We start from the raw sequence: 23,345 nt of genomic DNA, 5'->3' as shown, positions 1-23,345 counted from the left end.
CCCGGCCGTAATCAGGGCATGACCGGCCGGGCCAGTGGAATCCCGTGCGGAGGCTCCGGGCGCGGGAAGGTCGCCTCCGCACGGGAGATGGGGGGTGTCCTCCAGGGTCTCGGAGGGCCTCAGAACCCGTAGCGCTCCCGGGCCTCCTTGACCGCGGAGGCCGGTACCTCGCCGCGGCGGGCGAGCCGGGCCAGTGCGGCGATCACGATCGACTCGGCGTCGACGCCGAAGTGGCGGCGGGCCGCGTCACGGGTGTCGGACAGGCCGAAGCCGTCCGCGCCGAGCGAGGTGTAGTCCTGCTCGACCCACTGCGCGATCTGGTCCGGGACCTGGCGCATGTAGTCGCTGACGGCCAGCACCGGGCCCTCGGCACCGCTGAGCGCCTCGCGGACGTACGGCGTGCGGTCCTCGCCGTTCAGGGCGGCCGCGTCGGCCTCCATGGCGTCGCGCCGCAGCTCGGTCCAGGAGGTCGCGGACCACACGTCGGCGGCCACGCCCCACTCCTCGGCGAGCATCCGCTGGGCACCCAGCGCCCAGTGGATCGCCGTGCCGGAGGCCAGCAGCTGGATCGCCGGGGCGCCCGCGGGTGCCGCGACTCCCGCCGTGGCCGCGGTGTTGAAGCGGTACAGGCCGCGGACGATGCCCTCGTCGACGCCCTCGGGCTTGGACGGCTGGGGCATCGGCTCGTTGTAGACGGTCAGGTAGTAGAAGACGTTCGGGTCCTCGCCGGGGGCGCTCTCCCCGTACATCCTGCGCAGACCGTCCTTGACGATCGCCGCGACCTCGTACGCGAACGCCGGGTCGTACGTCAGTGCCGCCGGGTTCGTCGCCGCGATCATCGGCGAGTGGCCGTCCGCGTGCTGCAGGCCCTCACCGGTCAGCGTCGTACGGCCGGCCGTGGCGCCGACGAGGAAGCCCTTGCCGAGCTGGTCGCCGAGCTGCCACATCTGGTCGGCGGTGCGCTGCCAGCCGAACATCGAGTAGAAGATGTAGAAGGGGATCATCGTCTCGCCGTGCGTGGAGTACGCGGTGGCGGCGGCGATGAAGTCCGCCATCGAACCGGCCTCGGTGATCCCCTCGTTGAGGATCTGGCCGTCCTTGGCTTCCTTGTAGTACATCAGCTGGTCGCGGTCGACCGGCTCGTACGTCTGGCCCTTGGGGGAGTAGATGCCCAGGGACGGGAAGAGCGACTCCATGCCGAAGGTGCGCGCCTCGTCGGGGACGATCGGCACCCAGCGCTTGCCGGTCTCCTTGTCGCGGATGAGGTCCTTGACCAGGCGGACGAAGGCCATGGTCGTGGCCACGGACTGGTTGCCGGAGCCCTTGTCGAAGGCGGCGAAGGCCTTGTCGGCCGGGGCGGGCAGCGGCGCGAGGGGGTGGACGCGGCGGGCCGGGGCCGGGCCGCCGAGCGCCGCGCGGCGCTCCTGGAGGTAGCGGACCTCGGGGGAGTCGGCGCCGGGGTGGCCGTAGGGCACCTGGCCGTCGGCGAAGTCGCTGTCGGAGATGGGGAGTTCGAGCAGGTCCCGCATGACCTTGAACTCGTCCACGGTCAGCTTCTTCATCTGGTGGTTGGCGTTCTTGGACTCGAAGCCCTTGCCGAGGGTGAAGCCCTTGACCGTCTGCGCGAGGATCACGGTCGGGGCGCCCTTGTGCTCCACGGCGGCCCGGTACGCCGCGTACACCTTGCGTGCCTCGTGGCCGCCGCGCGAGAAGTGGAAGCACTCCAGGATCTTGTCGTCGCCGAGCAGCCGGCCCATCTCGGAGAGGGCGGGCTCGGCGCCGAAGAAGTGGTCGCGTATGTAGGCCGCGTCGCGGGTCGCGTAGGTCTGGAACTGGGCGTCGGGCACCTCGCGCAGACGGCGGGCCAGCGCGCCGGTGGTGTCGAGCCGGAAGAGCTCGTCCCAGGCGGTGCCCCACAGGGTCTTGACGACGTTCCAGCCGGCGCCGCGGAACTGGGCCTCCAGCTCCTGCACGATCTTGAAGTTGGCGCGGACCGGGCCGTCCAGGCGCTGCAGGTTGCAGTTGATGACGAAGGTGAGGTTGTCCAGGCCCTCGCGGCTCGCCAGCGCGAGTGCCGCCGTCGACTCGGGCTCGTCCATCTCGCCGTCGCCCAGGAACGCCCAGACGTGGGAGTCGGAGACGTCCTTGATGCCGCGGTTGGTCAGGTAGCGGTTGAAGCGCGCCTGGTAGATGGCGGAGAGCGGGCCCAGACCCATGGAGACGGTCGGGAACTCCCACAGCCAGGGCAGCCGCCGCGGGTGGGGGTAGGACGGGATGCCCTTGCCGCCGGCCTCGCGGCGGAAGTTGTCGAGGTGCTCCTCGGTGAGGCGGCCGTCGAGGAAGGCGCGGGCGTAGATGCCGGGCGCGGCGTGGCCCTGGATGTAGAGCTGGTCGCCGCTGCCGTCGCCTTCCTTGCCGCGGAAGAAGTGGTTGAAGCCCGTCTCGTAGAGCCAGGCCGCGGAGGCGAAGGTGGCGATGTGTCCGCCGACGCCGTACTTGGAGCCACGGGAGACCATCGCGGCCGCGTTCCAGCGGTTCCAGGCGGCGATCCGGGCCTCCATCGCCTCGTCACCCGGAATGGCGGGTTCGGCGGCGGTGGGGATGGTGTTCAGGTAGTCGCTCTCCAGGAGCTGGGGCAGTGCCAGCCCCGAGTTCTCCAGGGTGCGGCGCATCAGATAGGCGGCGCGGTGCGGACCGGCCGCCTCGGTGACGGCGTCCAGGGACTGGCGCCACTCGGCCGTCTCCTCGGGGTCACGGTCCGGGAACTGGTCGAGCTGGCTGTACGGCAGGCGCACGGGTTCGGGCATGGGTGGCCCCTTTCCGGACGGGAGGCTCGGGGGTGTCGTCGAGTCCGGGCCGCGTGCCCGGAGGGGTGTTACGGCGGGATCTCGACGACACCGATGTGCGAGTTCGGCAGTTTCGGCAGGCAGGGTGTCGCGCCCCGGCAGATGACGATACGCCTCTGATCGATGATCGATCAACGCTCAACGAGCGAATCGCTGCAGGTCGGCACGGGGTGCCGCATTTTGGGGCACGCCGTGCCAGCGAGGAAAGGGGGGCGCGGGGCCCGGTCCGAAGGCCCTCAGACCCTCGGAGCGCAGCTCAGCACATGACTCTTGAGCAGGATCCCGATCTTCGGGTCGCGCCGCCGGAACGCGTCCACGATCTCCTGATGGTCCTGCGCGTGCGCCCGCGGCTCGGGGCTGAACCAGCGGATCGACAGCGTCGTCCAGACCTCGATGCCCAGCGACTCCCAGGTGTGCAGCAGCACGGCGTTGCCGGCCGCCCGCACGATCTCCCGGTGGAAGGCCACCGTGTGCCGCACCTGCGCCTCGCCGTCACCGGCCCGATCCGCCTCGCGCAGCGCCGCCACCTCCCGCTCCAGCGCCGCGGTGTCCTCGGCCAGCCGCCCGGCCGCCAGCTCCGCGGCCACCTGCTCCAGCCCGGCCCGCACCGGGTAGCTCTCCTTGAGGTCGTCCGCGGTCAGATTCCGCACCCGTACGCCCTTGTTCGGCGCCGACTCGATCAGCTGCAGCGACTCCAGCTCCCGCAGCGCCTCCCGTACGGGCGTCTGGCTGACCTCCAGCTCCACCGCGATCCGCCGCTCCACGATCCGCTCGCCCGGCTGCCAGCGGCCGCTGACGATCCCCTCGAGGATGTGCTCGCGGATCTGCTCGCGCAGCGAATGGACGACGGGCGGGGTCATGACGTGCTCCTTCAAGGGCCGAGCGGTCGGACGTCATTATCCAGGTCACGGGCGAGGACGGAGGTGAGCAGACCGCGCAGGGGGACCGCGTGGCCGGGCTGCCGCGTCATGATCTCGACGAGGTCCTCGATCGCGCGGTCCCTTGCGGCCTCGTCCGGCGCGGACGGGATCGCCGCGGCGGGCGCTGCCGTGCCGACGAGGATGTCCGCGACGGCGAGGTGGACCCGCGCCGTGTAGTGATCTCCCAGGAAAGCACGTTCCACGACGGCGCAGTGCCGCAGGGTCACGGCATCGAGCGCGACGCCGGCCTGCCGGGCCCGCCGCGCGAGGTCCGCTGGCCGCTCCAGGTAGCACCCTGCCGCGTCGGCGCCGTCGTGCCGGGCGAGGTGCAGCACGGCGTCGTGGACCTCGGTGCGGGGCTCGTCGAGGACCCAGGCGCCCAGGCGGTCGGAGAGCACGAACGGCAGGAACGCGGCGTCCGCGCCGGCCCCGGGTATCCGCCGCATGAGGTGCAGCAGGTGTCCGGCGTCCTGCTCGGCCCACTCGACCATCGACAGCTCCGCCATGGCGGCGGTGGCCTCCGGGGTGGTGAGGCGCTCCTCGTGCCGCTCCCAGAAGTGGCGGGCCGCGGTCCAGTCCGGGCAGCCGAGCCAGCCGTAGGCGAGCGAGAAGGCCCAGTCGGGCAGGGCCAGCCAGGCCGGCGGGGCGCTCCCCGTGGCGTCGACCCAGGCGGCGCGGACCCGGTCGTGGTCGTCGTCCGGAGGATTGCGCAGGAAGTCCCGTGCGTCGAAGGTGACCTCGTCGCGCACCTCGGGGGCCTCGGTCAGGAACCGGATCAGCTCGTCGGTCCCGGGACCGATGTCCTCGTCGTACAGCAGCAGCGTCGTGCGCTCGTACCGCAGTCGGCGGACGACGGCCGGATGGTCGGCCAGCACGTCGACGGCGGTGTCGTAGAAGGGCCGGACAGCGGCGATCTGCTCGATGATGGACAGGTGGTCGGTCAACTCCGACAGCGCGGTCAGCACGTCGTCGACGTGGGGGCCGGGGGAGAGCCGCGCGAGTTCGAGGAAGCCTTCGACGGCTTCCCGGGCCGAGGCCGCCGCGGCCGAGGGGTCCTTGGCCCGCGCCTGACAGCGGGCCAGATTCAGCAGCGAGCCGGCGACGGAGCGACGGCGGGTGCCGACGCCGTCCCGGACCAGCGCGCGATGGGTGTCGACGGCCTCCTGGGCGGCGGCCAGCGCCTCCTGGGCGTTGTCGCACATCGACTCGGCCCGGGCGAGCGTACCGAGCGCGTTGGCCAGGGACAGCCGGTAGGCCGTGGAGTGCGGCCCGCACAGCGGACGTAGGAGGGCCACGGCCTCCCGGGCCGGGCCCAGGGCGCCTCGGGGGTCCGCCGACTCGGCCAGCTGGTTCGCATGCTGCCACAGGGCGTTGGCGAGCGCGGGGACATGGGCGGCGGGGTCGGCCTCGGCGAGCCGGCGGCGGACACCGAGCGCCTCCGTCGCCGCGTCGTGGGCGGCCTCCGCGCCGCCGCAGGCCGCCTCGCACTCCGCGAGGGATTCGAGCGCGCCCGCGAGTGAGGACAGGCGCGGGGGCAGCGGCGCGGGCCGGGCGAGCGCGCGCCGCAGGTCCACCGCCTCGCGGGCCAGGGGCCGGGCCGTCGCGGTCTCCCCGTGCTCGGTCAGCCGGAGAGCGAGGGTCTCGCAGCAGGTGGCGAGCTCGTGCCGGTACCTGCCGGGGCTCTCCTCCTCCAGGGCGCGGTAGAGATCGGTGGCCTCCTGGCAGGACGCGCGCGCGGCGGCGTCCTGTCGGACCGCGGCCAGCCGGAGGGAGAGATGGTGCAGCGCGGAGGCCAGCGCCGGGAGGTGGGTCTCGCGGCTCAGCTCCACCAGTTCACGGCAGATCTCCGTGGAGCGCTGGGCGAGGGCCAGCGCCTCCTCGTCGCGGCCGCAGTCGGCGGCACGGTCGCCGAGGTTGCCGAGCGCGACCGCGTACTGGGGCAGGTGCTCGACGGCATCGGCCACGGCCAGTTCGCGGGCGGTCTCGGCCGCCTCGTTCGCCGCCGAGAGGGCCGCTTCCGGCTCTCCCGCGCGGCTGAGGCACAGCGACAGGTTGTGCAGGCAGATGGTGAGCCCGGGAAGTGTGGTGGCACGGTCCTTCCCGGCGAGTTCGCGATGGGCTTCGACGGCCGCCACCGCCGGTCGCAGCGCGGCCCGGTAGGCGCCGGTCCGGGCGAGGGAGATGGCGAGGGTGTTGAGGAACATCGCGAATCCCTCGAGGTAGACCGCCGGATCGGCCTCGGCGAAGGGCCGGCTGACCTCGACCGCCTCCCTGGCCGCGGCCAGCGCGGGCTCGAACTCACCGGCCCCGGCGAGCCGGTTGGCCAGGACGTGGAGCGCGTTGGCCAGATCGGGGAGGTAGGCGGCACCGCCGGTGGTGGACAGCTCCCGGTAGGCCTCGGCGGCCTCGTGCGCCGCCGCCAGCGCGCCCGTGCGGTCTCCGGCGTCCCTGAGGCAGCGCGCGAGGAGGTGCAGGGATCCGGCGAGGCCGGGCAGGTAGTCGGCGGCGCTCGCCCTGACGAGTTCCCGATAGGCGTCCGTGGCCTCCCGGGCCGTCGCCAACGCGCCCTCCCGGTCCCCCGTACCCGAACGGCACCGGGCGAGCTGCAGCAGGGAGCCGGCGAAGAACAGCCGATGGGTCTCCGGGGCGGCGGGCATCAGCGCTCTGCGGATGGCGACGGCCTCTTCGGCCTCGGCGAGGGCGGCCCGGGGACCGTCCGAGGCGGTCACGATCAGCGCGTGGTCGTTGAGCGCGACCGCGAGGGCGGGAAGGAAGGTCCGCTCGTCGAGCGGGACCAGCTCCCGCAGCAGGGCGATCCCCAGGTCGCCGGCCATCAGCGCATGGCTGACCAGGGCGTAGAACAGGTAGGGCGGCAGCTGGTCCTTCGGGACGCCCTGCTCGTAGCCGTCCCGGAGCCGCGCGACCATCGCCCGGCAGATCGCCTCCCCGCCGTCGGTCTCCCGCAGCGAGGCGTACCTCAGATGGTTCGTCAGCTCGCGGTGGTAGAGGCGGTAGACGGCCTGCAGACCGTCGGTGTCCTCCACGATGTACTGGCCGTAGGCGGTCAGGACCCAGTCCAGATCGGCCGCCTGGTAGGTCCAGCCGTCGTGGCTGCAGGCCGACGCGGCCATCTCCCAGACGCCCCCGGCGGGCATGCCGTTGTCGGCGCTCCAGGCGAGCGCGGTCAGCAACTCACGGGCCGCGGCGGGGCGTTGCGCGCCGAGCGAGGGGTGCGGCGGGCCGTTGTCCAGGTCCTCCTCGAAGGCCGCCGCGATCGAGGCGGGCAGCGCCGTGTTCCACGCCTCCTCGCCGTGCTCGTGCCACCTGCGGATCAGGGACGTGGTGACCAGGCGGGCGAAGAGGAAGCCGCCGGCGCTCGCCACGGCCCGCTCGGCCAGCCGAGGGGACACTTCGCGGATGCGGTGCTCGGCGACGCCCTCCGACCGCAGCCGCAGTCCCACATACGCCGCCACGTCCTCGGCGGTGTCCGGCTCCTCGTCGAGGGCGACCAGCTCCGTGGTGCTGACGAACCGGGTGAGCGCGTCGTCCAGTGTGGGCCGGTGGGCGCCGTGCGGACGAAACGGCCGGTCGCGGGACCCGAGCAGCACCGACGCCACCCGGCTCAGCGGTGCCAGCAGCTGCTCGACGATGGCTTCGGACTGCTCCGGGGCGGCCTCGTCCAGTCCGTCCAGGACGATCAGCGGCGGCCGCTCCCCGGCGGCGTCGGGATCCTCCAGCTCCTTGATCAGCGCCGACGGGGTCCGCGGCACCGGCAGGCCCAGTTTGTCCGCGAGGGCCGTCGCGATCTGCTGGGCGTTCAGCCCGCGCAGATGCAGTGCCGCGTCGACGCTGCCCTCGCCGGGGTCGGGGAGGTCGCCGAGCGCCCCGTGCGCGAGCGTGGCGGCGCGCTGCCGGGGGTCGGAGAGGGTGGCGATCCGGCCGAGCACCGCCGACTTGCCGGACCCGGCGCTGCCGGTCACCTGGAACAGGCCCGGCCGGGCGGCCCGCATCCACGACACGATGGAACCCAGCACGCGGCGGCGTCCCGTGAAGAACCAGCCCTCCTCCGCGCCGGAGGCTCCGCGCGCGGCCAGGACCAGATGCTCCACCAGCTCCTCTCCGGCCTCCCGGCGCCACCGGGGGTTGCGGAAGATCGGCCGTGCGCTGCCCGAGCTGACGAACAACGGCCGCTGGCTGTCCTGCGGCCACTGGGCCAGGGCGGCCTCGACCACCGTCGCGCCGGTCACCCCTCGGTTGCGTACGCTCCACTCGTGCCGGTAGGCGGACCCGCCGGGCCCTTCGCGCAGCACCCGGGTGAGGGTGTCCAGCAGCACGCCCCGGCCGTGGGCCCGTTCCTCGGGCTGACAGCTCGCCACCACCCCGAGCCAGGCGGACCGGCCCTCGGGCAGGGTCCGCTCCGCCCAGGTCTGCAGGGCCTTGCGCAGCGCGGGCAGTACGCCGGCACCCGAGTGGCAGGTGTCGACCACGAGCAGGATCTGGTCGGCGCCGCACCGCAGGGCGGCCGACGCCAGCAGTTCGGTGGAGTAGGTCTGTTCCTCGTCCCCGGCGTCGGCGGTGTCGCGGGTGATGAGCCGTAACGCGCCGTGGGACAGCTCGGCGTGCCCGGACCACAGCACCACCGCGGGCCCGTGGCGGCCGTCCTCCCGCCACCGCCCCGACCAGGACCGCACCGCGTCGCGCACCTCGTCCCGCCCCGGGTCCGCAAGGAGCCGGGGGGCGTAGCCGTACTCCTGGAGGAGGGCGCACAGCTCGCTCAGCTGCCGCCGCGCGCCGGGCAGGACGGGGAAGGCCGGCCGGTCGTACGACTCGACGACGACGCCCAGCGCGGTGCCGTGGACGCCGCGCTCACCCATCGCCCTCGCCCACCAGCAGCAGCGCCGTCACCGACGAGTCCTGACGGCCGGTCACGCCCACCGCCACGCGATAGGGCCCGGGGGCCGGGGCGGGGAAGGAGGTCGAGTAGCGGCCGGTGCCGCGATTGCCGAGCGTGTGCCGCAGCGGGCGCCCCGACTCCACGGGGTGGAGCGTCGCGCTGATCGCGAGTTCGTCCCCGCCCGGCACCTCGGGCGGGACCGTGACCGTCAGGTCGTAGGGTGCGCCCGCCGGCAGCAGCTCCGGGGCGTGCACGCTCAAGGGGACCGGATCGTGCAGCGGTGTCCGGTGGTAGGGGGGCTCGGCCGCGAGCCAGCCCCACAGGGCATCGCGTACGCCGCGCCCGTTCTGCAGCGAACCGTGCTGCTCACAGGGGGTGTATCCGGTCGGCGTGCCGGCCGGTGCCGCCGAGAGCCGGGGTACCCGGCCGTCTCCGCCTTCGTCGAGGCCGTCGATGGTGTCCTGCGGCCGAAGCCGTTCACCGGTGATCTCGGCCGTCGTGGGGGTGGGCTGACGCACCCCCACGACCGGCAGCAGCTCGGCCCCGGCACCGGGGCGGGTGGCCGCCGCCCGCCGGATCCCCGCGTGGAACGCGCTCGCGTCGCGCAGCAGCTTGTCGTCCACGCCCCTCAGCCCCGCGGCCTCCCGCGGGTGGCGAAGGCCGCCCGGCTGGACGAGACAGGCGTAGTCGGGGGTGATCTGGTGCAGGGAGGGCAGGCTGCGGGCGAAGTCGGTGAGGTGGACGGCCCACGGTCCCCAGCCCACGCGGAGCCCGTTGACGAGGTGGACGAGTGCGCTGAGCGAACCGCGGTGCGGTGTCCCGAGGGTGACCACCCGCCTGGTGATCTCGAAGCCCCCCAGGCACTCGACGTAGTGGCGGGCCACCAGCCCGCCCATGGAGTGGCAGAGGAAGACCACCCGGGCCGCACGGCGCCGCGGTGCCGAGGCGCGCCACTGCGCCAGTGCCCGCTCCACCCGTTCCTTGAGGCGCTCGGCGTTGTACCGGCACGACAGGCGCCAGTCGTAGGCGAACGCCAGGAGGTTCGCCGGGACGTCGTCCCCCTCGCCGGGGCGGCGACGGCGCAGCGTGAAGAGCCCTTCGAGCCAGTCCAGCAGCCCGGTGTACCCGTCGACGACCGGGCCCACTCCGGGCAGCGCGTGCAGGGTGGGCATGACGCCGTGTGCGCGCACCCCGTCGCCGGGGTGGTCGTCCCCGAGGTCGGACGGCAGGGTGAGGGCTTTCACGGAGCGCCCGAAGGTGTGGATGGCCCGCCATACCGCTCCGCCGGATGGCCCCCACACCTCCTGGTCGTCGGCGTCCAGGAGCCGGCTGCCCAGGATGCCCGGCAGCACCACCACCAAGTCGTCCACTCGTTCGCGTGCCATCGGCTCCCCCCGGATCGCGGTGACGACACAGTAGCGGGCCGGGGCGGGTACGACGGTGCCCCCGTCCGGAGCTCCGGACGGGGGCACGCGCGTGGCCGTTGAGCCTTACCGACCGACCTCGGTCTCGTGGAGACCCGCGGTCGTCCGAGCGACCGTCAGAGACCGATCTCGGTCTCGAACTCGGCGGCCTCCAGGATCTGCTTGACCGTGGTCAGGTAGCGGGCGGCGTCCGCGCCGTCCACCAGACGGTGGTCGTAGGAGAGCGCGAGGTAGGTCATGTCGCGCACCGCGATGGTCTCGCCGAGGTCCGGGTGGTTGATGACCACCGGGCGCTTGACGGTCGCACCGATGCCCAGGATGCCGACCTGGTTCGGGGGCACGATGACGGTGTCGAACAGGGCGCCGCGCGAACCGGTGTTGCTGATGGTGAAGGTCGCACCGGACAGCTCGTCCGGCGTGATCTTGTTCGCGCGGACCTTGCCCGCCAGGTCCGCCGTCTTGCGGGCGATACCGGCGATGTTGAGGTCACCGGCGCCCTTGATGACCGGGGTCATCAGGCCCTTCTCCGCGTCCACCGCGATACCGACGTTCTCGGTGTCGAAGTAGGTGATGGTGCCCTCGTCCTCGTTGATCCGGGCGTTGACGACCGGGTGGGCCTTCAGCGCCTGGACGGCGGCCTTGACGAAGAACGGCATCGGGGAGAGCTTGACGCCCTCACGCTGCGCGAAGGCGTCCTTGGCCTTGTTGCGCATCCGCATGATCGAGGTGATGTCCACCTCGACCACGGAGGTCAGCTGCGCCTGGCCGTGCAGGGCCTTCATCATGTTGTCGCCGATGACCTTGCGCATCCGCGGCATCTTGACGGTCTGACCGCGCAGCGGGGACGCCTCGATGGCCGGGGCCTTCGACACCGCTGCGGGGGCGGCGGCCGGCGCGGCGGCCTTGGCGGCCTCGGCGGCGGCGATGACGTCCTGCTTGCGGATCCGGCCACCGACGCCGGTGCCCTTGACCGTGGCGAGGTTGACGCCGCTCTCCGCGGCGAGCTTGCGCACCAGCGGGGTGACGTACGCGCCCTCGCCCTCACCGGCGGCCGGGGCCGGAGCCGGGGCGGCGGCCGGAGCCGGAGCCGGAGCCGGCGCGGGGGCCGGAGCCGGAGCGGCCGGGGCAGCCGGAGCCGGAGCCGGAGCGGCCGGGGCGGGGGCCGGAGCCGGCGCGGGGGCCGGAGCCGGAGCCGGAGCGGCGGCGGGGGCCGGCGCGGCCGGGGCGGGCGCGGCGGCCGGAGCGGCACCCGCGGCACCGATCACGGCGAGCTTGGCGCCGACCTCGGCGGTCTCGTCCTCGCCGACGACGATCTGCAGCAGGGTGCCGGAGACCGGGGCCGGGATCTCGGTGTCGACCTTGTCGGTCGAGACCTCCAGCAGCGGCTCGTCGGCCTGGACCTCCTCGCCGACCTCCTTCAGCCAGCGGGTGACGGTGCCCTCGGTCACGCTCTCGCCGAGCGCGGGGAGGACGACGTCGGTGCCCTCGGCACCACCCGCGGGGGCGGCGGGGGCGGCAGCGGCGGCCGGAGCCGGGGTGGGCTCGGGCTGCGGCTGGGCCGCGGGGGCCTCGGCAGCGGCGGGGGCCGGAGCCGCCGCCGGCGCGCCGGTGCCGTCGTCGATGATGGCCAGCTCGGCGCCGACCTCGACCGTCTCGTCCTCGGCCACCTTGATGGCGGACAGGACGCCGGCGGCCGGGGCCGGGATCTCGGTGTCGACCTTGTCGGTCGAGACCTCGAGCAGTGGCTCGTCGGCCTCGACGCGCTCACCCTCGGCCTTCAGCCAGCGAGTGACGGTGCCCTCGGTGACGCTCTCGCCGAGCGCCGGCAGGGTTACGGAAACCGCCATGGTTTCGGTTGCTCCTTACGAATTGCGGGATGTGGTCGCGCCCGGGACTGGGGTCAGTCGTGGGAGTGGAGGGGCTTGCCGGCCAAGGCCAGGTGGGCCTCGCCGAGAGCCTCGTTCTGCGTCGGGTGCGCGTGAATCAGCTGCGCCACCTCGGCCGGCAGGGCCTCCCAGTTGTAGACCAGCTGGGCCTCACCGACCTGCTCGCCCATACGGTCACCGACCATGTGGACGCCGACCACGGCACCGTCCTTGACCTGGACGAGCTTGATCTCGCCCGTGGTCTTGAGGATCTTGCTCTTGCCGTTGCCCGCGAGGTTGTACTTCAGAGCGACGACCTTGTCGGCGCCGTACAGCTCCTTGGCCTTGGCCTCGGTGATACCCACCGAAGCGACCTCGGGGTGGCAGTACGTCACGCGCGGCACGCCGTCGTAGTCGATCGGGACGACCTTCTGGCCGGCCAGCCGCTCCGCCACCAGCATGCCCTCGGCGAAGCCGACGTGCGCGAGCTGGAGGGTGGGAACGAGGTCACCGACGGCGGAGATCGTCGGCACGTTGGTCTGCATGTACTCGTCGACCAGGACGTAGCCGCGGTCCATCGCGACGCCCTGCTCCTCGTAGCCCAGGCCCGCCGAGACCGGCCCGCGGCCGATCGCGACCAGCAGCACCTCGGCCTCGAAGGTCTTGCCGTCGGCGAGGGTGACCTTGACGCCGTCGGCGGTGTACTCGGCCTTGTCGAAGAAGGTGCCGAGGTTGAACTTGATGCCCCGCTTGCGGAAGGCCCGCTCCAGCAGCTTGGAGCTGTTCTCGTCCTCGACCGGGACGAGGTGCTTGAGGCCCTCGATGACGGTGACGTCGGTGCCGAAGGACTTCCACGCCGAGGCGAACTCGACGCCGATGACGCCGCCGCCCAGGATGATCGCGGACTCCGGGACGCGGTCCAGCGTCAGCGCGTGGTCCGAGGAGATGATGCGGTTGCCGTCGATGTCCAGGCCCGGCAGCGACTTCGGCACGGAGCCGGTCGCCAGCAGGATGTGGCGGCCCTGGACCTGCTGGCCGTTGACCGCGACGGAGGTCGGGGAGGACAGCCGGCCCTCGCCCTCGATGTAGGTCACCTTGCGGGAGGCGACCAGACCCTGCAGGCCCTTGTACAGGCCCGAGATCACATCGTCCTTGTACTTGTGGACGCCCGCGATGTCGATGCCCTCGTACGAGGTCTTGACACCGAACTGGGCGGCCTCACGAGCCTGATCCGCGATCTCACCGGCGTGCAGCAGCGCCTTGGTGGGGATACAGCCGTTGTGCAGGCAGGTGCCGCCGAGCTTGTTCTTCTCGATCAGGGCGACGTCCAGGCCCAGCTGCGCCCCGCGCAGGGCAGCCGCGTAACCGCCGCTACCGCCTCCGAGGATCACTAGGTCGAAAACGGTGCTGGCGTCGTTCGCCACGTCACGTCCTCCATGCATGGGTGCGCCGGAGCCGGTCGTCGATGACCGGGCTGCGGCTGTTGTTCGGCCGCTTTTACTTCGGCCCTGGGTAAGGGGGGCCCTGTCCTGCCGAGAACCCATCTTCGCACTTGTTCAACGAAGCCGGGACGGCGGGCCGGGCTCTGGGCGGCCGATCGGCCGCCTCGAAGGGGTTACTGGTGCGTAAGCACGTGCGGATTTCGTTGAGGGCGAACATGTACACAAACGCACACACCGACGGCCCCGGGCGGTGAGCTCGGGGCCGTACGGACATATCAGGTGCGGCGGCGCCGGGCGTCAGCCGAGGTCGCCCGCGGCGGTGCGCTCGGCGAGCCGGACCAGGGTGCGCACCGCGGAGCCGGTGCCGCCCTTGGGGGTGTAGCCCCAGGCCGAGCCCTCGTGGAAGGCCGGGCCCGCGATGTCCAGGTGCGCCCAGGCGATGCCCTCGCCGACGAACTCCTTCAGGAAGAGGCCGGCGACCAGGCCGCCGCCCATCCGGTCACCCATGTTGGCGAGGTCGGCGACCGGGGAGTCCATGCCCTTGCGCAGGTGGTCGGGCAGCGGCATCGGCCAGGACTGCTCGCCGACCTCCTCCGCGATCTCGAAGATCGAGGTGCGGAAGGCGTCGTCGTTCGACATGATCCCGAAGTGGCGGTGGCCCAGCGCCAGCACCATCGCGCCGGTCAGCGTGGCGACGTCCACGATGGCGTCCGGCGACTCCTCCGAGGCCCGGGTCAGCGCGTCGGCCAGGACCAGGCGGCCCTCGGCGTCGGTGTTCAGCACCTCGACGGTCTTGCCGCTGTACATGGTCAGCACGTCACCGGGGCGGGTGGCGGAGCCGGACGGCATGTTCTCGGCGAGCGCCAGCCAGCCGGTGACGTTGACCTGAAGCCCCAGCCGGGCGGCGGCCACGACCGCGGCGAACACGGCGGCCGCACCGCTCATGTCGCACTTCATGGTCTCGTTGTGGCCGGCCGGCTTGAGCGAGATGCCGCCCGAGTCGTACGTGATGCCCTTGCCGACCAGGGCCAGGGTCCTGGTCGCCTTGGCGTGCGTGTGCGCGATCCGCACCAGCCGCGGCGGGGCCTCGGACCCCTGGCCGACGCCCATCAGGCCGCCGTAGCCGCCCTTCTTGAGCGCCTTCTCGTCCAGCACCTCGACCTTGAGGCCGAACTCCTTGGCCGCGGCCTGCGCCTGGGCGGCGAAGGACTTCGGGTCCAGGTCGTTGGAGGGGGTGTTGATCAGGTCGCGGGCGCGGTTGACCTCCGCGGCCAGCGCCTGGGAGCGCTCGGCGGCGGCCTTGAACTCCTTGTCGCGCGGCTTGCCGCCGAGGATCGCGACCTCGCCCAGGGGCGCCGACTTGCCGTCGTTCTTCTTGCCGCCCTTGGCACCGTTGCCGTTGGAGCGGTACGCGGTGAAGGTGTACGCGCCGAGCAGCGCGCCCTCACCGACCGCGGCGGCCGCCTCGGCGTCCTCGACCGGGAGGGCGAAGCCGGCCTTCTTGCTGCCGGACAGCGCGCGGGCGGCGCTGCCCGCGGCGCGCCGCAGCGCCTCGTTGTCGAAGGCCTCGCCCTTGGCCGGGGCGTCGCCCAGGCCGACCGCCAGCACGACCGGCGCCTTGAGACCGTCGGCGGCGGGCAGCTTGGTCACCTCGCCCTCGGCACCACTCGCGCCGAGGGTCTCCAGCACGGTGGCGAGCTTGCCACCGAAGGCCGCCTCCACGGCCTCCGCGCCGGGGGCGACCACGACGCCCTTGGCGCCCTTGGCGACGCCGACGACGACGGCATCCGCGCGCACCGTTGCGGCGGACGAAGTACTGAGGGTCAGTGCAGTCACGGTGATGAGAGTCCTGTTCCTGTCCGGGAATCCGTTGTGCGCCTTGGGCGCTGCTGCGGCCGAGCCTACGCTCGGCGGCGCCGCGAGGCCCGGTGTGCTGCCGCACCCGATGCCACGCGGGTGCATAACGGTCACGGCGGTAGGTGCGCCCCCGGACCTCGCGTTCGGTGAACTATCCAGTAATGAAAGGGAGTTGATGCAGGCGCCGGTCACCCGAGCGCGAGTACGACCAGCGCCGCCAACCCCGCGCTCTCCGCGAGCGCGCCGAACACGTCCCCGGTCACCCCGCCGAAGCGCCGCCGGCAGTGCCCCAGCAGCAGCTCGCCGAGCCCCAGCCCGAGCAGCGCCGCGAGCCCGGCGTGCAGCGCGCCGTACCCGCCGAAGGCGGCACCCGCCCCCGCGCACCCGGCGGCCACCAGCGCGGCACACAGCAGCGCCGCGCGGACGGGAACGGCGCCCGCGACCGCCGCGCCGAGCCCCTCGGGGCGGGCGGGGGGCACCCCCGTACGGGAGGCGAGGGTCAGTGCGCCGCGCGCGACCACCGCCGCGACCACCGCCGCCAGCGCACCGTGCGCCCAGCCCGTCGCGTACAGCTCGCTCAGTGCGGCCACTTGGGCCAGCAGGGTGAACAGCAGCGTGAGGACCCCGAACGGGCCGATGTCGGACTGCTTCATGATGCGCAGCGCGTCCTCGGCGGGCCTGGCGCTGCCCAGGCCGTCGGCGGTGTCGGCGAGCCCGTCCAGATGCAGGCCGCGGGTGAGTACGGCAGGCACCGCGGCGGTGGCGACCGCGGCGAGCAGCGCCCCGCCGCCGAGCAGCAGCAGCGCCCCGCCGAGCGCGGCCGCGCACAGCCCGACGACCAGCCCGGCCAGCGGTGCGCAGAGCATCCCGCCGCGCGCCGCGGCCCGGTCGAAGCGGGTGACGCGCACCGGCAGCACGGTCAGCGTCCCGAACGCGAAGCGCAGGGCGTCGGCGGCGGTCGGGGGAGCGGGGGTCTCGTTCACCGCGGCAGGCTATCCGGCCGACCCCGGCGGGGAACTGTCGCCAACTGGCCGTTAAATGGCCTTACGCGACAATTGGGGAGCGTGTGGGATGGGCCACTGGTGGTACCGCAACATCGTCGAGCCGGGGAAGCTCCCGCTGCTGCTCGCCCTGGCCTCGTTCGTGCTGACCTTCCTGGTGACCCGGGTCATCACCCGTCTCATCCGCGCGGGCCGGGGCCCGTTCCGCGACATCTCACCCGGCGGCCTGCACGTCCACCACGTCGTGCCCGGAGTGATCCTGATGGTCGTCGGCGGCTTCATCGCGCTGGCCGGCGGCCGGCGCGGCTTCGGCGCCGGAGCGGCGGCGGTGCTCTTCGGCATCGGCGTCGGACTCGTCCTGGACGAGTTCGCGCTGATCCTCCACCTGGACGACGTCTACTGGAGCGAGGAGGGGACCAAGAGCGTCGAGATCGTCATCCTCACCGCCGCGCTGGTCGCTCTGGTCCTCGGCGGCTTCCTGCCCTTCGGCGTCAACGAACTGAGCCCGGACGAGACCACCGACCGCCTCACGGTCGTACGGACCGTTGCCGGCAACTTCCTCCTCGCCGTCGTCGCGCTCGTCAAGGGCAAGGCCCGGATCGCCGTCATCGGGGTCTTCGTCCCGTTCGTCGCGCTCTTCGGCGCGCTCCGGCTGGCCCGGCCCAACTCGCCCTGGGCCAGACGCTTCTACCGCAAACGGCCCAAGGCGCGGGCCCGCGCACAGGTCCGCGCCTACCGTCACGACCGCCGCTGGTCGGGCCTGCGCCGCAAGGTCGAGCACCTCATCGGCGGCGCCCCGAGCCGCTGACCCGCGCCGCGTCCCGCGGCTTCCTGGGCCGCGTGGCCTCCCACAGCCCGCACACCACCAGCACCGCCAGAATCGCCGCGACGTGCTCCTTGCCGGCCAGGTTGTTCTTGACGAACACCACCTCGAAGAGCATCGCCAGCACCACCAGCGAACCGGTGAACCACGCCCGGTAGCGCCAGCAGACGAACACCGCCAGCCCCACCACGGCCGCCGACGGCCCGGTGTCGATGACGTACTTGTCCGAATCGGGCAGCCCGATGGGGCTCTGCGGGCCGATCCAGATGCCGATCCGCGCGTACATCGTCCCGGCGAGCGTGGCGAGGTAGGCGACCAGCAGCGTCTGCCGCCAGCCCACACAGATCTCCGCGATCCCGAAGACCACCAGGATCTGCGCCAGCGCGCCCCACACCGGAAGGTCCAGCGCGGGCACGAACAGCGACAGCGGGGTGCGCAGCAGCGCCACCCACAGGTGCTCCCAGGCCTGTACGGACCCGATGTCCTGGACCGTCCGATAGCCCCAGGGCTGGTTCTGCACGTACTGGAAGACCAGGGTCAGGCACACCGCGGCGAGCGTCACCGGAATCGCCCGCAGCTTTGATGCGGCCAGCGCGGACCGGACCGTCCCCAGCAGCGGGCCCCACTCGGCACGCGCGGCGCGGCGCAGGGCGGAGACCTCCGACCGCCCCACCCCAGCCTCGGTCATCTCACATTCTCCAGGTGCTTGCGGTTCAGCCACTTGGGCAGACCCGGTGCTTCCAGGAAGCCCTCCGCCCGGCCTGCGGCGATGCCGATGCGCAGCAGGTCGGTGCTCTTTTCGAAGAGCATGTACCGCGGCTCCCAGATCGGCCGGTATTTCGCATTGGCGCGATAGAGCGATTCGATCTGCCACCACCTGGAGAAGAAGCTGAGCAGCGAGCGCCACAGGCGCAGCACCGGGCCCGCGCCGAGCCGCGATCCGCGTTCGAAGACGGAGCGGAACATCGCGAAGTTCAGCGAGAGCTGAGTGATCTCCACCTCTTTCGCCCGCTGGATCAGCTCCAGGACCATGAACTCCATCAGGCCGTTCTCGGAGTCGCGGTCACGCCGCATCAGATCCAGCGAAAGGCCCTTCTCGCCCCACGGCACAAAGCTCAGCAGCGCCCGCAGCTCGCCGTTCGCGTCGGAGCACTCCAGCATCACGCAGCGCCCGTCGCCCGGGTCGCCGAGCCGGCCCAGCGCCATCGAGAAGCCGCGCTCGGTCTCCCCGTCGCGCCAGTCGTCCGCCAGCCGCAGCAGCCGGTCCATCTCCTCGGCCGGAATGTCCTCGTGCCGGCGGATGCGGACGGTGTAGCCGGCCCGCTCGATGCGGTTGTACGCCTGCCGGACGGTGCGCATCGCCCGGCCGCCGAGGGTGAACTCCGCGGTCTCCACGATCGCTTCGTCGCCGAGCTCCAGCGCGTCCAGCCCGTGCCGGGCGTAGATCGTGCCGCCCTCCTCGCTCGCGCCCATCACCGCCGGCGCCCAGCCGTGCTCCCTGGCCTCGGCCAGCCACACCTCGATCGCCCCGGGCCAGGCCTCGGGGTCGCCCAGCGGATCGCCGGAGGCCAGCGAGACCCCGCCCACCACGCGGTAGGTGACCGCGGCCTTGCCGCTGGGGGAGAACAGCACGCTCTTGTCGCGGCGCAACGCGAAGTAGCCCAGCGAGTCGCGGGCGCCGTGCCGCGCGAGCAGGGCGCGCAGCCGCTCCTCGTCGTCCTCGGTGATCGCCTCGGTGCTGCGCACGGACCGGAACGCCGCCCACAGGACGGCCACCAGCAGCAGCGCGCTGAGCACGTTGATTGCGACATCGACCCAGCCCGGCGTGGTGATGCCGGGGAAGTGCCGGTCGTCGGGGGCCAGCGACACCAGCCGCATCAGCCCGTAGCGCCAGCGCTGGACAAACGTCGACGAGGCGGCGGCGTCCTGCGCGGTGTTGGTGACGGTCACCAGCAACGCCGCCAGCAGCGAGGTGACCAGCAGCCCGCCGACCGCGGTGAGGGCCGCCAGCTTCGGGTTCGCGCGGTCGCCCTTGGCGTAGAACTCCCGGCGCCCGACCACCAGCGCGGCGGTGAACAGCAGCGTCAGCAGCAGCGACACCCAGTTCTGCGGATGCCCGCGGAACTCCGGGGCGGCCGCCAGCGCGAAGCCGAACAGCAGCGACAGCAACCCGGACAGCACCAGGTTCAAGATCCACGCCGCCCGCTTGCGCCGCCGCAGCGTCACCGACAGGAACAGCGAGAAGGCGCCGGACGCGAAGCCCGCCGTGAGCAGATACGGGGTGAAGTACTCCTCGATGTTGTGCCGGCGGATGTCGTTGCCGAACGACACCCACACCGCGCTCAACAGGTTGATGAACGTGACGGTACGCAGGTACCAGATGCCGAACCCGGCACCCCGCTGTGACCAGCGACCGCGGTGGCGGTCCTCGTGGCCTTCATCCGGACGCAAGCGATGTCTCCCATAAAAAACGTGTAAAGCGCGATCTTATGGGGCGCCGCCGGTGGTCCGGTGCGGGCGTGACGTCACGAGCGCCCCTGCGCGGGACGCCCGTCCGATCGCTCGGCACGGCGGCCGGCCGCTGCCGGCCGGCGCCGCGTCAGTCGCGTACGGGCAATTCTGCCGCCAGGGCCGCGGCCGCCTGCACCAATGGCAGAGCCAGCAACGCCCCCGTCCCCTCACCCGCACTGACGCCGTGGTCGAGCAGAGGGTTGAGTGCGATCCGGTCCAGCGCCTTGGCCTGCGCCGGCTCACCGCTCGCCTGACCGGCCAGCCACCAGTCCGGGGCCCGGAAGGCCACCCGCTGCGCCACCAGCGCACAGGCCGCCGAGACCACCCCGTCCAGGATCACCGGCGTCCGCCGCACCGCGCTCTGCAGCAGGAAGCCGGTCATCGCGGTCAGATCCGCGCCGCCGACCGCGGCCAGCAGCTCCAGCTGGTCGCCGAGCACCGGCCGGGCCCGACGCAGCGCGTCGCGGATCGCCGCGCACTTGCGCATCCAGGCCAGGTCGTCGATCGGGGCCCCGCCCCGCCCGGTGACCACCGAGGCGTCCGTGCCGCACAGCGCGGCGATCAGCGTGCCGGCGGCCGTCGTGCCGCCGACGCTCAGATCGCCCAGCACCACCAGGTCGGTGCCGGCGTCCGCCTCCTCGTCCGCGATCGCCATCCCGGCCCGGAACGCCGCCTCGGCCTCCTCGGCGCTCAGCGCGTCCTCGATGTCGATCCGGCCGCTGGAGCGCCGCACCCGATGGCGGGTCACCTCCTCGGGCAGCTCCTGCGGATCGCAGTCCACCGCCATGTCGACCACCCGCAGCGGCGCCCCCAGCCGGCGGGCCAGCACCGCGGCCGGGCTCGCACCGTCCAGCACGGCCCGTACGAGATCCCGGGTGCCGCCGGCCGGCCGGGCCGACACCCCCAGCTCCGCCACCCCGTGGTCCCCGGCGAACAGCAGCACCCGCGGCCGCTCGACGGGCCGCACCGGCACCCGCTGCTGCGCGGCGGCCAGCCACTCGCCCAGCTCGTCGAGCCGGCCGAGCACCCCCGGCGGCACGGCCAGCCGCGCCCGCCGCTCCTCGGCGTCACGGCGCGCCCCACCGTCGGGGCGCTCGATCAGTTCGGCGAAGTCATCGAGGTTCAGGCTGCTCATTGGCCGCAGATTACCGGTCACCTTCTTCCGGCGGGGGCTGGGGCGGGGCCGTGGGGGCTGGGCTGTTGTTCACGCATCGTGAAGTGCGGTCGGTCACGTTCTTCCGGCGGGGGCCGGGGCGGCTTTGCTCACCGCGCCGCGAAGTGCAGCTCGCACACCGTCGGCGTGCCCGCCCGCAACCCCGCCAGCCGGTGCCGCAGCCCCGCCGGCCGCCGCTCCCGTACGGCGACGATGCCCGGGTGCGCGCCCGCCAGCCGCGGCAGATCCCGCCGCGGCAGCGCGTCGAAGACCAGCGCACCGCCGGGAAACCGCTCCGCGCACGCCGCGAGCAGCGCGCGCACCCCGGGCGGCGAGCGCCGCAGCAGCCCGCCCGGCGCCGTGACGATGACCCCGCGCTGCGGCTCGCGCACCGCGTCCAGCCAGCGGTGATCGGCCATCGCGCCGGCGACCGTACGCCGCCGGGCGCCGTCCGGCAGCAGCATCCGGCGCAGCGCGGCGGACTCCGCCGGCTGCACCGTCAGCCAGTTCAGCCGCCCGTTGTCCAGCCGCCAGAAACCGGTGCCCAGCCCCTCGCCGAGGGCGACCACGGTCGCCTCGGGGTGTCGCGCGAGGTAGGCACGAACGGCCGCGTCGGTCAGCTCGGTTACGGTCACAGGTCAACAGCACCCGCCCCCGCGCTCTCGGGCAAGCGGACACGGGCCCCTCGGGGCAACCGTCATCCGCGCAGCGCAAGCGCCTGGCCCGCGACGACCAGCAGCACCTGCTCGCACTCCGCGCCGAACGCCGCGTTCAGCCGCCCCAGTTCGTCGCGGAACCGGCGGCCGGCCGCGGTCGCCGGCACCACCCCCGAGCCGACCTCGTTGCTGACCGCCACCACCGGCCGACGGGACTCCCGCAGCGCCGCCACCAGCGCGTCGGCCCGCTCCCGCAGCGCCCGCCGGCCACCGGCCTCCCAGGTCGCGTCGTCCCACGCCCCGACCTCGTCCATCACCTGCGTCAGCCACAGCGCAAGGCAGTCGATCAGCAGCGGCGAGGCGTCGGCCGGCCGGCCGTTGCCGGGGTCCGGGCCGGGACCGGCGGCCTCCCCGCCCGGCTCGGCCGCCTCCAGCAGCGGTACCAGATCGCAGGTCTCGACGGTGCGCCAGCTGCTCGGCCGTCGCTCGCGGTGCAGCGAGATCCGCTCCGCCCACTCCTCGTCGCCGTCCCGAGTGCCGCCGGTCGCCACGTACACCACGTCGGGGAAGGCCGCGAGCCGCCGCTCGGCCTCCAGCGACTTCCCGCTGCGCGCCCCGCCCAGCACCAGGGTGCGCCGCGGCAGATCCGGCACCGCGTGGTACTCGCCGACCACCAGCGAGCCGCCGTCGGCCACCGCCCGGGCGCCCACCGCCGCCAGCCGGCGGTGCAGTTCGGGCCCCGGCGGCACACCGTGGTCGATGTGCACCGCCACCACGTCGGTCGCCGCGTCCACCGCCCCGCTCGCCCGCAGCCGGGCCAGCGCGTCCGGCCGCTCCAGTACGTCGAGCAGCACCAGGTCGTACGGACCGCTGCCGCCCACGCCCTCCTGGCCGGCGCCCACGCCGTTGACGTCGCCCAGCCCGGCCGGCGCCGCGCCCGGCGGCAGATACAGCAGCCGCTCACCGTCGGGGCCGGAGATCTCGTACCCGGTCCCCGGGATGTCCACCGCCAGGGCCCGCACCCGGTGCCCGTCGAGCAGCGCCAGCTCCCGCCCGTCGGCGACCCGGCCCGGTGTGGGCAGTCCGGCCGGCACCTCCATCACCGGCCCGTCGTGCGGATGCGACAGCAGCACCTGCCGCACGCCGGCCAGCGACTTGCCGGCCCGGGCCGCCGCGAAGGCCGGGCCCGGCGTCAGATCGATCAGCAGCGCGCCGTCGACGAGCAGGGCGGTCGCCGCCCGTGCCTCGTCGCCGACGGCGGTCGCACAGCGGGCACAGGGGCAGCCGGGGCGCGGCAGGCCTCGCGGGGCCCCGGTGCCGAGGAGAGTCACATCCACATCGCCGAGTTTCTCGCGTCCCGCCCCGCCGGGCGCGGCGGGGGCACCTCTCGACACGGCCAATCCGGTACGGCATGTTCCCGTACGGCGGGGTGGGGCATGGCCGTGGCCGGAGCGAAACCACCAGGACCGGGACCGCAACCACCAACGGCTCCTGCCCCGGCTCACCACCACGCACGGCAACAGGGCCGTTAGGCTGCCGATCAGCACGGAAGCACGACATGGCGGAGTGCGTCGAGGCGCGGTCCGCGGTGGCACAGACACGTACTCGGTGGGATTCAGGAGGCGCACATGGTGTGGACGTGGCGGTTCGAGAAGGCCGACGGTACGGAGACGGCGCCGCCCGTGGAACCGGAGGAGTTCACCACGCAGGGCGACGCGGAGTCCTGGATCGGCGAGGAGTGGAAGGCCCTCCTCGACGGCGGCGTCGACCAGGTCCGCCTCTTCGAGGACGGCACGGAGATCTACGCGGCGCCGATGAGCCTGCACGCCGCCGCCGAAGAGGGCTGACCGCCGAACGGGTGCGGGGGGGGGGGGGGGGGGGGGGGGGGGGGGGGGGGGGGGGAGAAAAAAAAAAGAGCAAAGAGAGAACCTACGCCTCTCTGTCAGTTTGGGG

At 73.3% G+C, this 23,345-nt stretch carries 15 protein-coding genes; 2 read left to right on the top strand and 13 right to left on the bottom strand.

Annotated elements, in window-relative coordinates:
• Positions 1-119: 119 nt before the first annotated feature.
• From aceE to ACZ5XZ_RS21305, 8 genes are all read right to left on the bottom strand, one after another.
• Positions 120-2,807, bottom strand: a complete 2,688-nt coding sequence (gene aceE / locus ACZ5XZ_RS21340) for a pyruvate dehydrogenase (acetyl-transferring), homodimeric type (protein WP_468980265.1) — start codon at positions 2,805-2,807, stop codon at positions 120-122.
• A 275-nt stretch (positions 2,808-3,082) separates the two neighbouring features.
• Positions 3,083-3,706 (bottom strand): GntR family transcriptional regulator, encoded by a 624-nt coding sequence (locus tag ACZ5XZ_RS21335; RefSeq protein WP_468980260.1) that lies wholly within the window; start codon positions 3,704-3,706, stop codon positions 3,083-3,085.
• Between the two features lie 11 nt (positions 3,707-3,717).
• Positions 3,718-8,640, bottom strand: coding sequence for a tetratricopeptide repeat protein (locus tag ACZ5XZ_RS21330; protein ID WP_468980258.1), 4,923 nt, complete (start codon positions 8,638-8,640; stop codon positions 3,718-3,720).
• Complete coding sequence (locus ACZ5XZ_RS21325) at positions 8,633-10,045, bottom strand: esterase/lipase family protein (protein WP_468980256.1); 1,413 nt, start codon at positions 10,043-10,045, stop codon at positions 8,633-8,635. The genes ACZ5XZ_RS21330 and ACZ5XZ_RS21325 overlap by 8 nt, the downstream gene beginning before the upstream one ends.
• Positions 10,046-10,200: 155 nt before the next feature.
• Positions 10,201-11,931, bottom strand: a complete 1,731-nt coding sequence (sucB, locus tag ACZ5XZ_RS21320) for a 2-oxoglutarate dehydrogenase, E2 component, dihydrolipoamide succinyltransferase (protein ID WP_468980254.1) — start codon at positions 11,929-11,931, stop codon at positions 10,201-10,203.
• A 53-nt stretch (positions 11,932-11,984) separates the two neighbouring features.
• On the bottom strand, positions 11,985-13,373 hold the full coding sequence (lpdA, locus tag ACZ5XZ_RS21315) for a dihydrolipoyl dehydrogenase (protein ID WP_384436643.1): 1,389 nt from the start codon (positions 13,371-13,373) through the stop codon (positions 11,985-11,987).
• A 315-nt stretch (positions 13,374-13,688) separates the two neighbouring features.
• Positions 13,689-15,227, bottom strand: a complete 1,539-nt coding sequence (locus ACZ5XZ_RS21310) for a leucyl aminopeptidase (RefSeq protein WP_468980252.1) — start codon at positions 15,225-15,227, stop codon at positions 13,689-13,691.
• Positions 15,228-15,436: 209 nt separating this feature from the next.
• The gene (locus ACZ5XZ_RS21305) at positions 15,437-16,231 is read right to left on the bottom strand and encodes an adenosylcobinamide-GDP ribazoletransferase (protein WP_468980250.1); all 795 of its coding nucleotides are present in this window, start codon (positions 16,229-16,231) and stop codon (positions 15,437-15,439) included.
• Positions 16,232-16,319: 88 nt separating this feature from the next.
• On the opposite strand from ACZ5XZ_RS21305, the gene ACZ5XZ_RS21300 reads away from it, so the two are divergent.
• Positions 16,320-17,057: a hypothetical protein gene (locus ACZ5XZ_RS21300; protein WP_468980247.1), complete on the top strand. Its 738-nt coding sequence runs from the start codon at positions 16,320-16,322 to the stop codon at positions 17,055-17,057.
• Here ACZ5XZ_RS21300 and ACZ5XZ_RS21295 read toward each other — a convergent pair.
• The 5 genes from ACZ5XZ_RS21295 to ACZ5XZ_RS21275 form a co-directional block, all read right to left on the bottom strand.
• The gene (locus ACZ5XZ_RS21295; protein ID WP_468980245.1) at positions 17,032-17,760 is read right to left on the bottom strand and encodes a hypothetical protein; all 729 of its coding nucleotides are present in this window, start codon (positions 17,758-17,760) and stop codon (positions 17,032-17,034) included. The two genes, ACZ5XZ_RS21300 and ACZ5XZ_RS21295, sit on opposite strands and share 26 nt — an antisense overlap.
• Positions 17,757-19,523: a phosphatidylglycerol lysyltransferase domain-containing protein gene (locus tag ACZ5XZ_RS21290; protein WP_468980243.1), complete on the bottom strand. Its 1,767-nt coding sequence runs from the start codon at positions 19,521-19,523 to the stop codon at positions 17,757-17,759. The genes ACZ5XZ_RS21295 and ACZ5XZ_RS21290 overlap by 4 nt, the downstream gene beginning before the upstream one ends.
• A 148-nt stretch (positions 19,524-19,671) precedes the next feature.
• Complete coding sequence (gene cobT / locus ACZ5XZ_RS21285) at positions 19,672-20,718, bottom strand: nicotinate-nucleotide--dimethylbenzimidazole phosphoribosyltransferase (RefSeq protein ID WP_468980240.1); 1,047 nt, start codon at positions 20,716-20,718, stop codon at positions 19,672-19,674.
• A 128-nt stretch (positions 20,719-20,846) separates the two neighbouring features.
• Entirely contained in the window at positions 20,847-21,371 is a 525-nt protein-coding gene (locus ACZ5XZ_RS21280) for a class I SAM-dependent methyltransferase (protein WP_468980239.1), read from the bottom strand.
• 62 nt (positions 21,372-21,433) lie between these two features.
• Positions 21,434-22,729 (bottom strand): bifunctional adenosylcobinamide kinase/adenosylcobinamide-phosphate guanylyltransferase, encoded by a 1,296-nt coding sequence (locus ACZ5XZ_RS21275; protein ID WP_468980236.1) that lies wholly within the window; start codon positions 22,727-22,729, stop codon positions 21,434-21,436.
• Positions 22,730-23,020: 291 nt separating this feature from the next.
• Between ACZ5XZ_RS21275 and ACZ5XZ_RS21270 the strand changes: the two genes are divergently transcribed.
• Positions 23,021-23,239, top strand: a complete 219-nt coding sequence (locus ACZ5XZ_RS21270; protein ID WP_468980235.1) for a hypothetical protein — start codon at positions 23,021-23,023, stop codon at positions 23,237-23,239.
• Positions 23,240-23,345: the final 106 nt, after the last annotated feature.

It is taken from the genome of Streptomyces sp. NPDC033270 (assembly GCF_055576575.1).
This window is presented reverse-complemented; position numbering and strand designations above follow the sequence as displayed.

Bases quoted from the DNA above. Each gene is read 5' to 3' on its own strand.
- ACZ5XZ_RS21295 (WP_468980245.1), bottom strand. From the start codon at position 17,760: ATGACCGAGGCTGGGGTGGGGCGGTCGGAGGTCTCCGCCCTGCGCCGC.
- ACZ5XZ_RS21300 (WP_468980247.1), top strand. From the start codon at position 16,320: ATGGGCCACTGGTGGTACCGCAACATCGTCGAGCCGGGGAAGCTCCCG.
- sucB (WP_468980254.1), bottom strand. From the start codon at position 11,931: ATGGCGGTTTCCGTAACCCTGCCGGCGCTCGGCGAGAGCGTCACCGAG.
- ACZ5XZ_RS21325 (WP_468980256.1), bottom strand. From the start codon at position 10,045: ATGGCACGCGAACGAGTGGACGACTTGGTGGTGGTGCTGCCGGGCATC.
- ACZ5XZ_RS21330 (WP_468980258.1), bottom strand. From the start codon at position 8,640: ATGGGTGAGCGCGGCGTCCACGGCACCGCGCTGGGCGTCGTCGTCGAG.
- ACZ5XZ_RS21335 (WP_468980260.1), bottom strand. From the start codon at position 3,706: ATGACCCCGCCCGTCGTCCATTCGCTGCGCGAGCAGATCCGCGAGCAC.
- cobT (WP_468980240.1), bottom strand. From the start codon at position 20,718: ATGAGCAGCCTGAACCTCGATGACTTCGCCGAACTGATCGAGCGCCCC.
- ACZ5XZ_RS21270 (WP_468980235.1), top strand. From the start codon at position 23,021: ATGGTGTGGACGTGGCGGTTCGAGAAGGCCGACGGTACGGAGACGGCG.
- aceE (WP_468980265.1), bottom strand. From the start codon at position 2,807: ATGCCCGAACCCGTGCGCCTGCCGTACAGCCAGCTCGACCAGTTCCCG.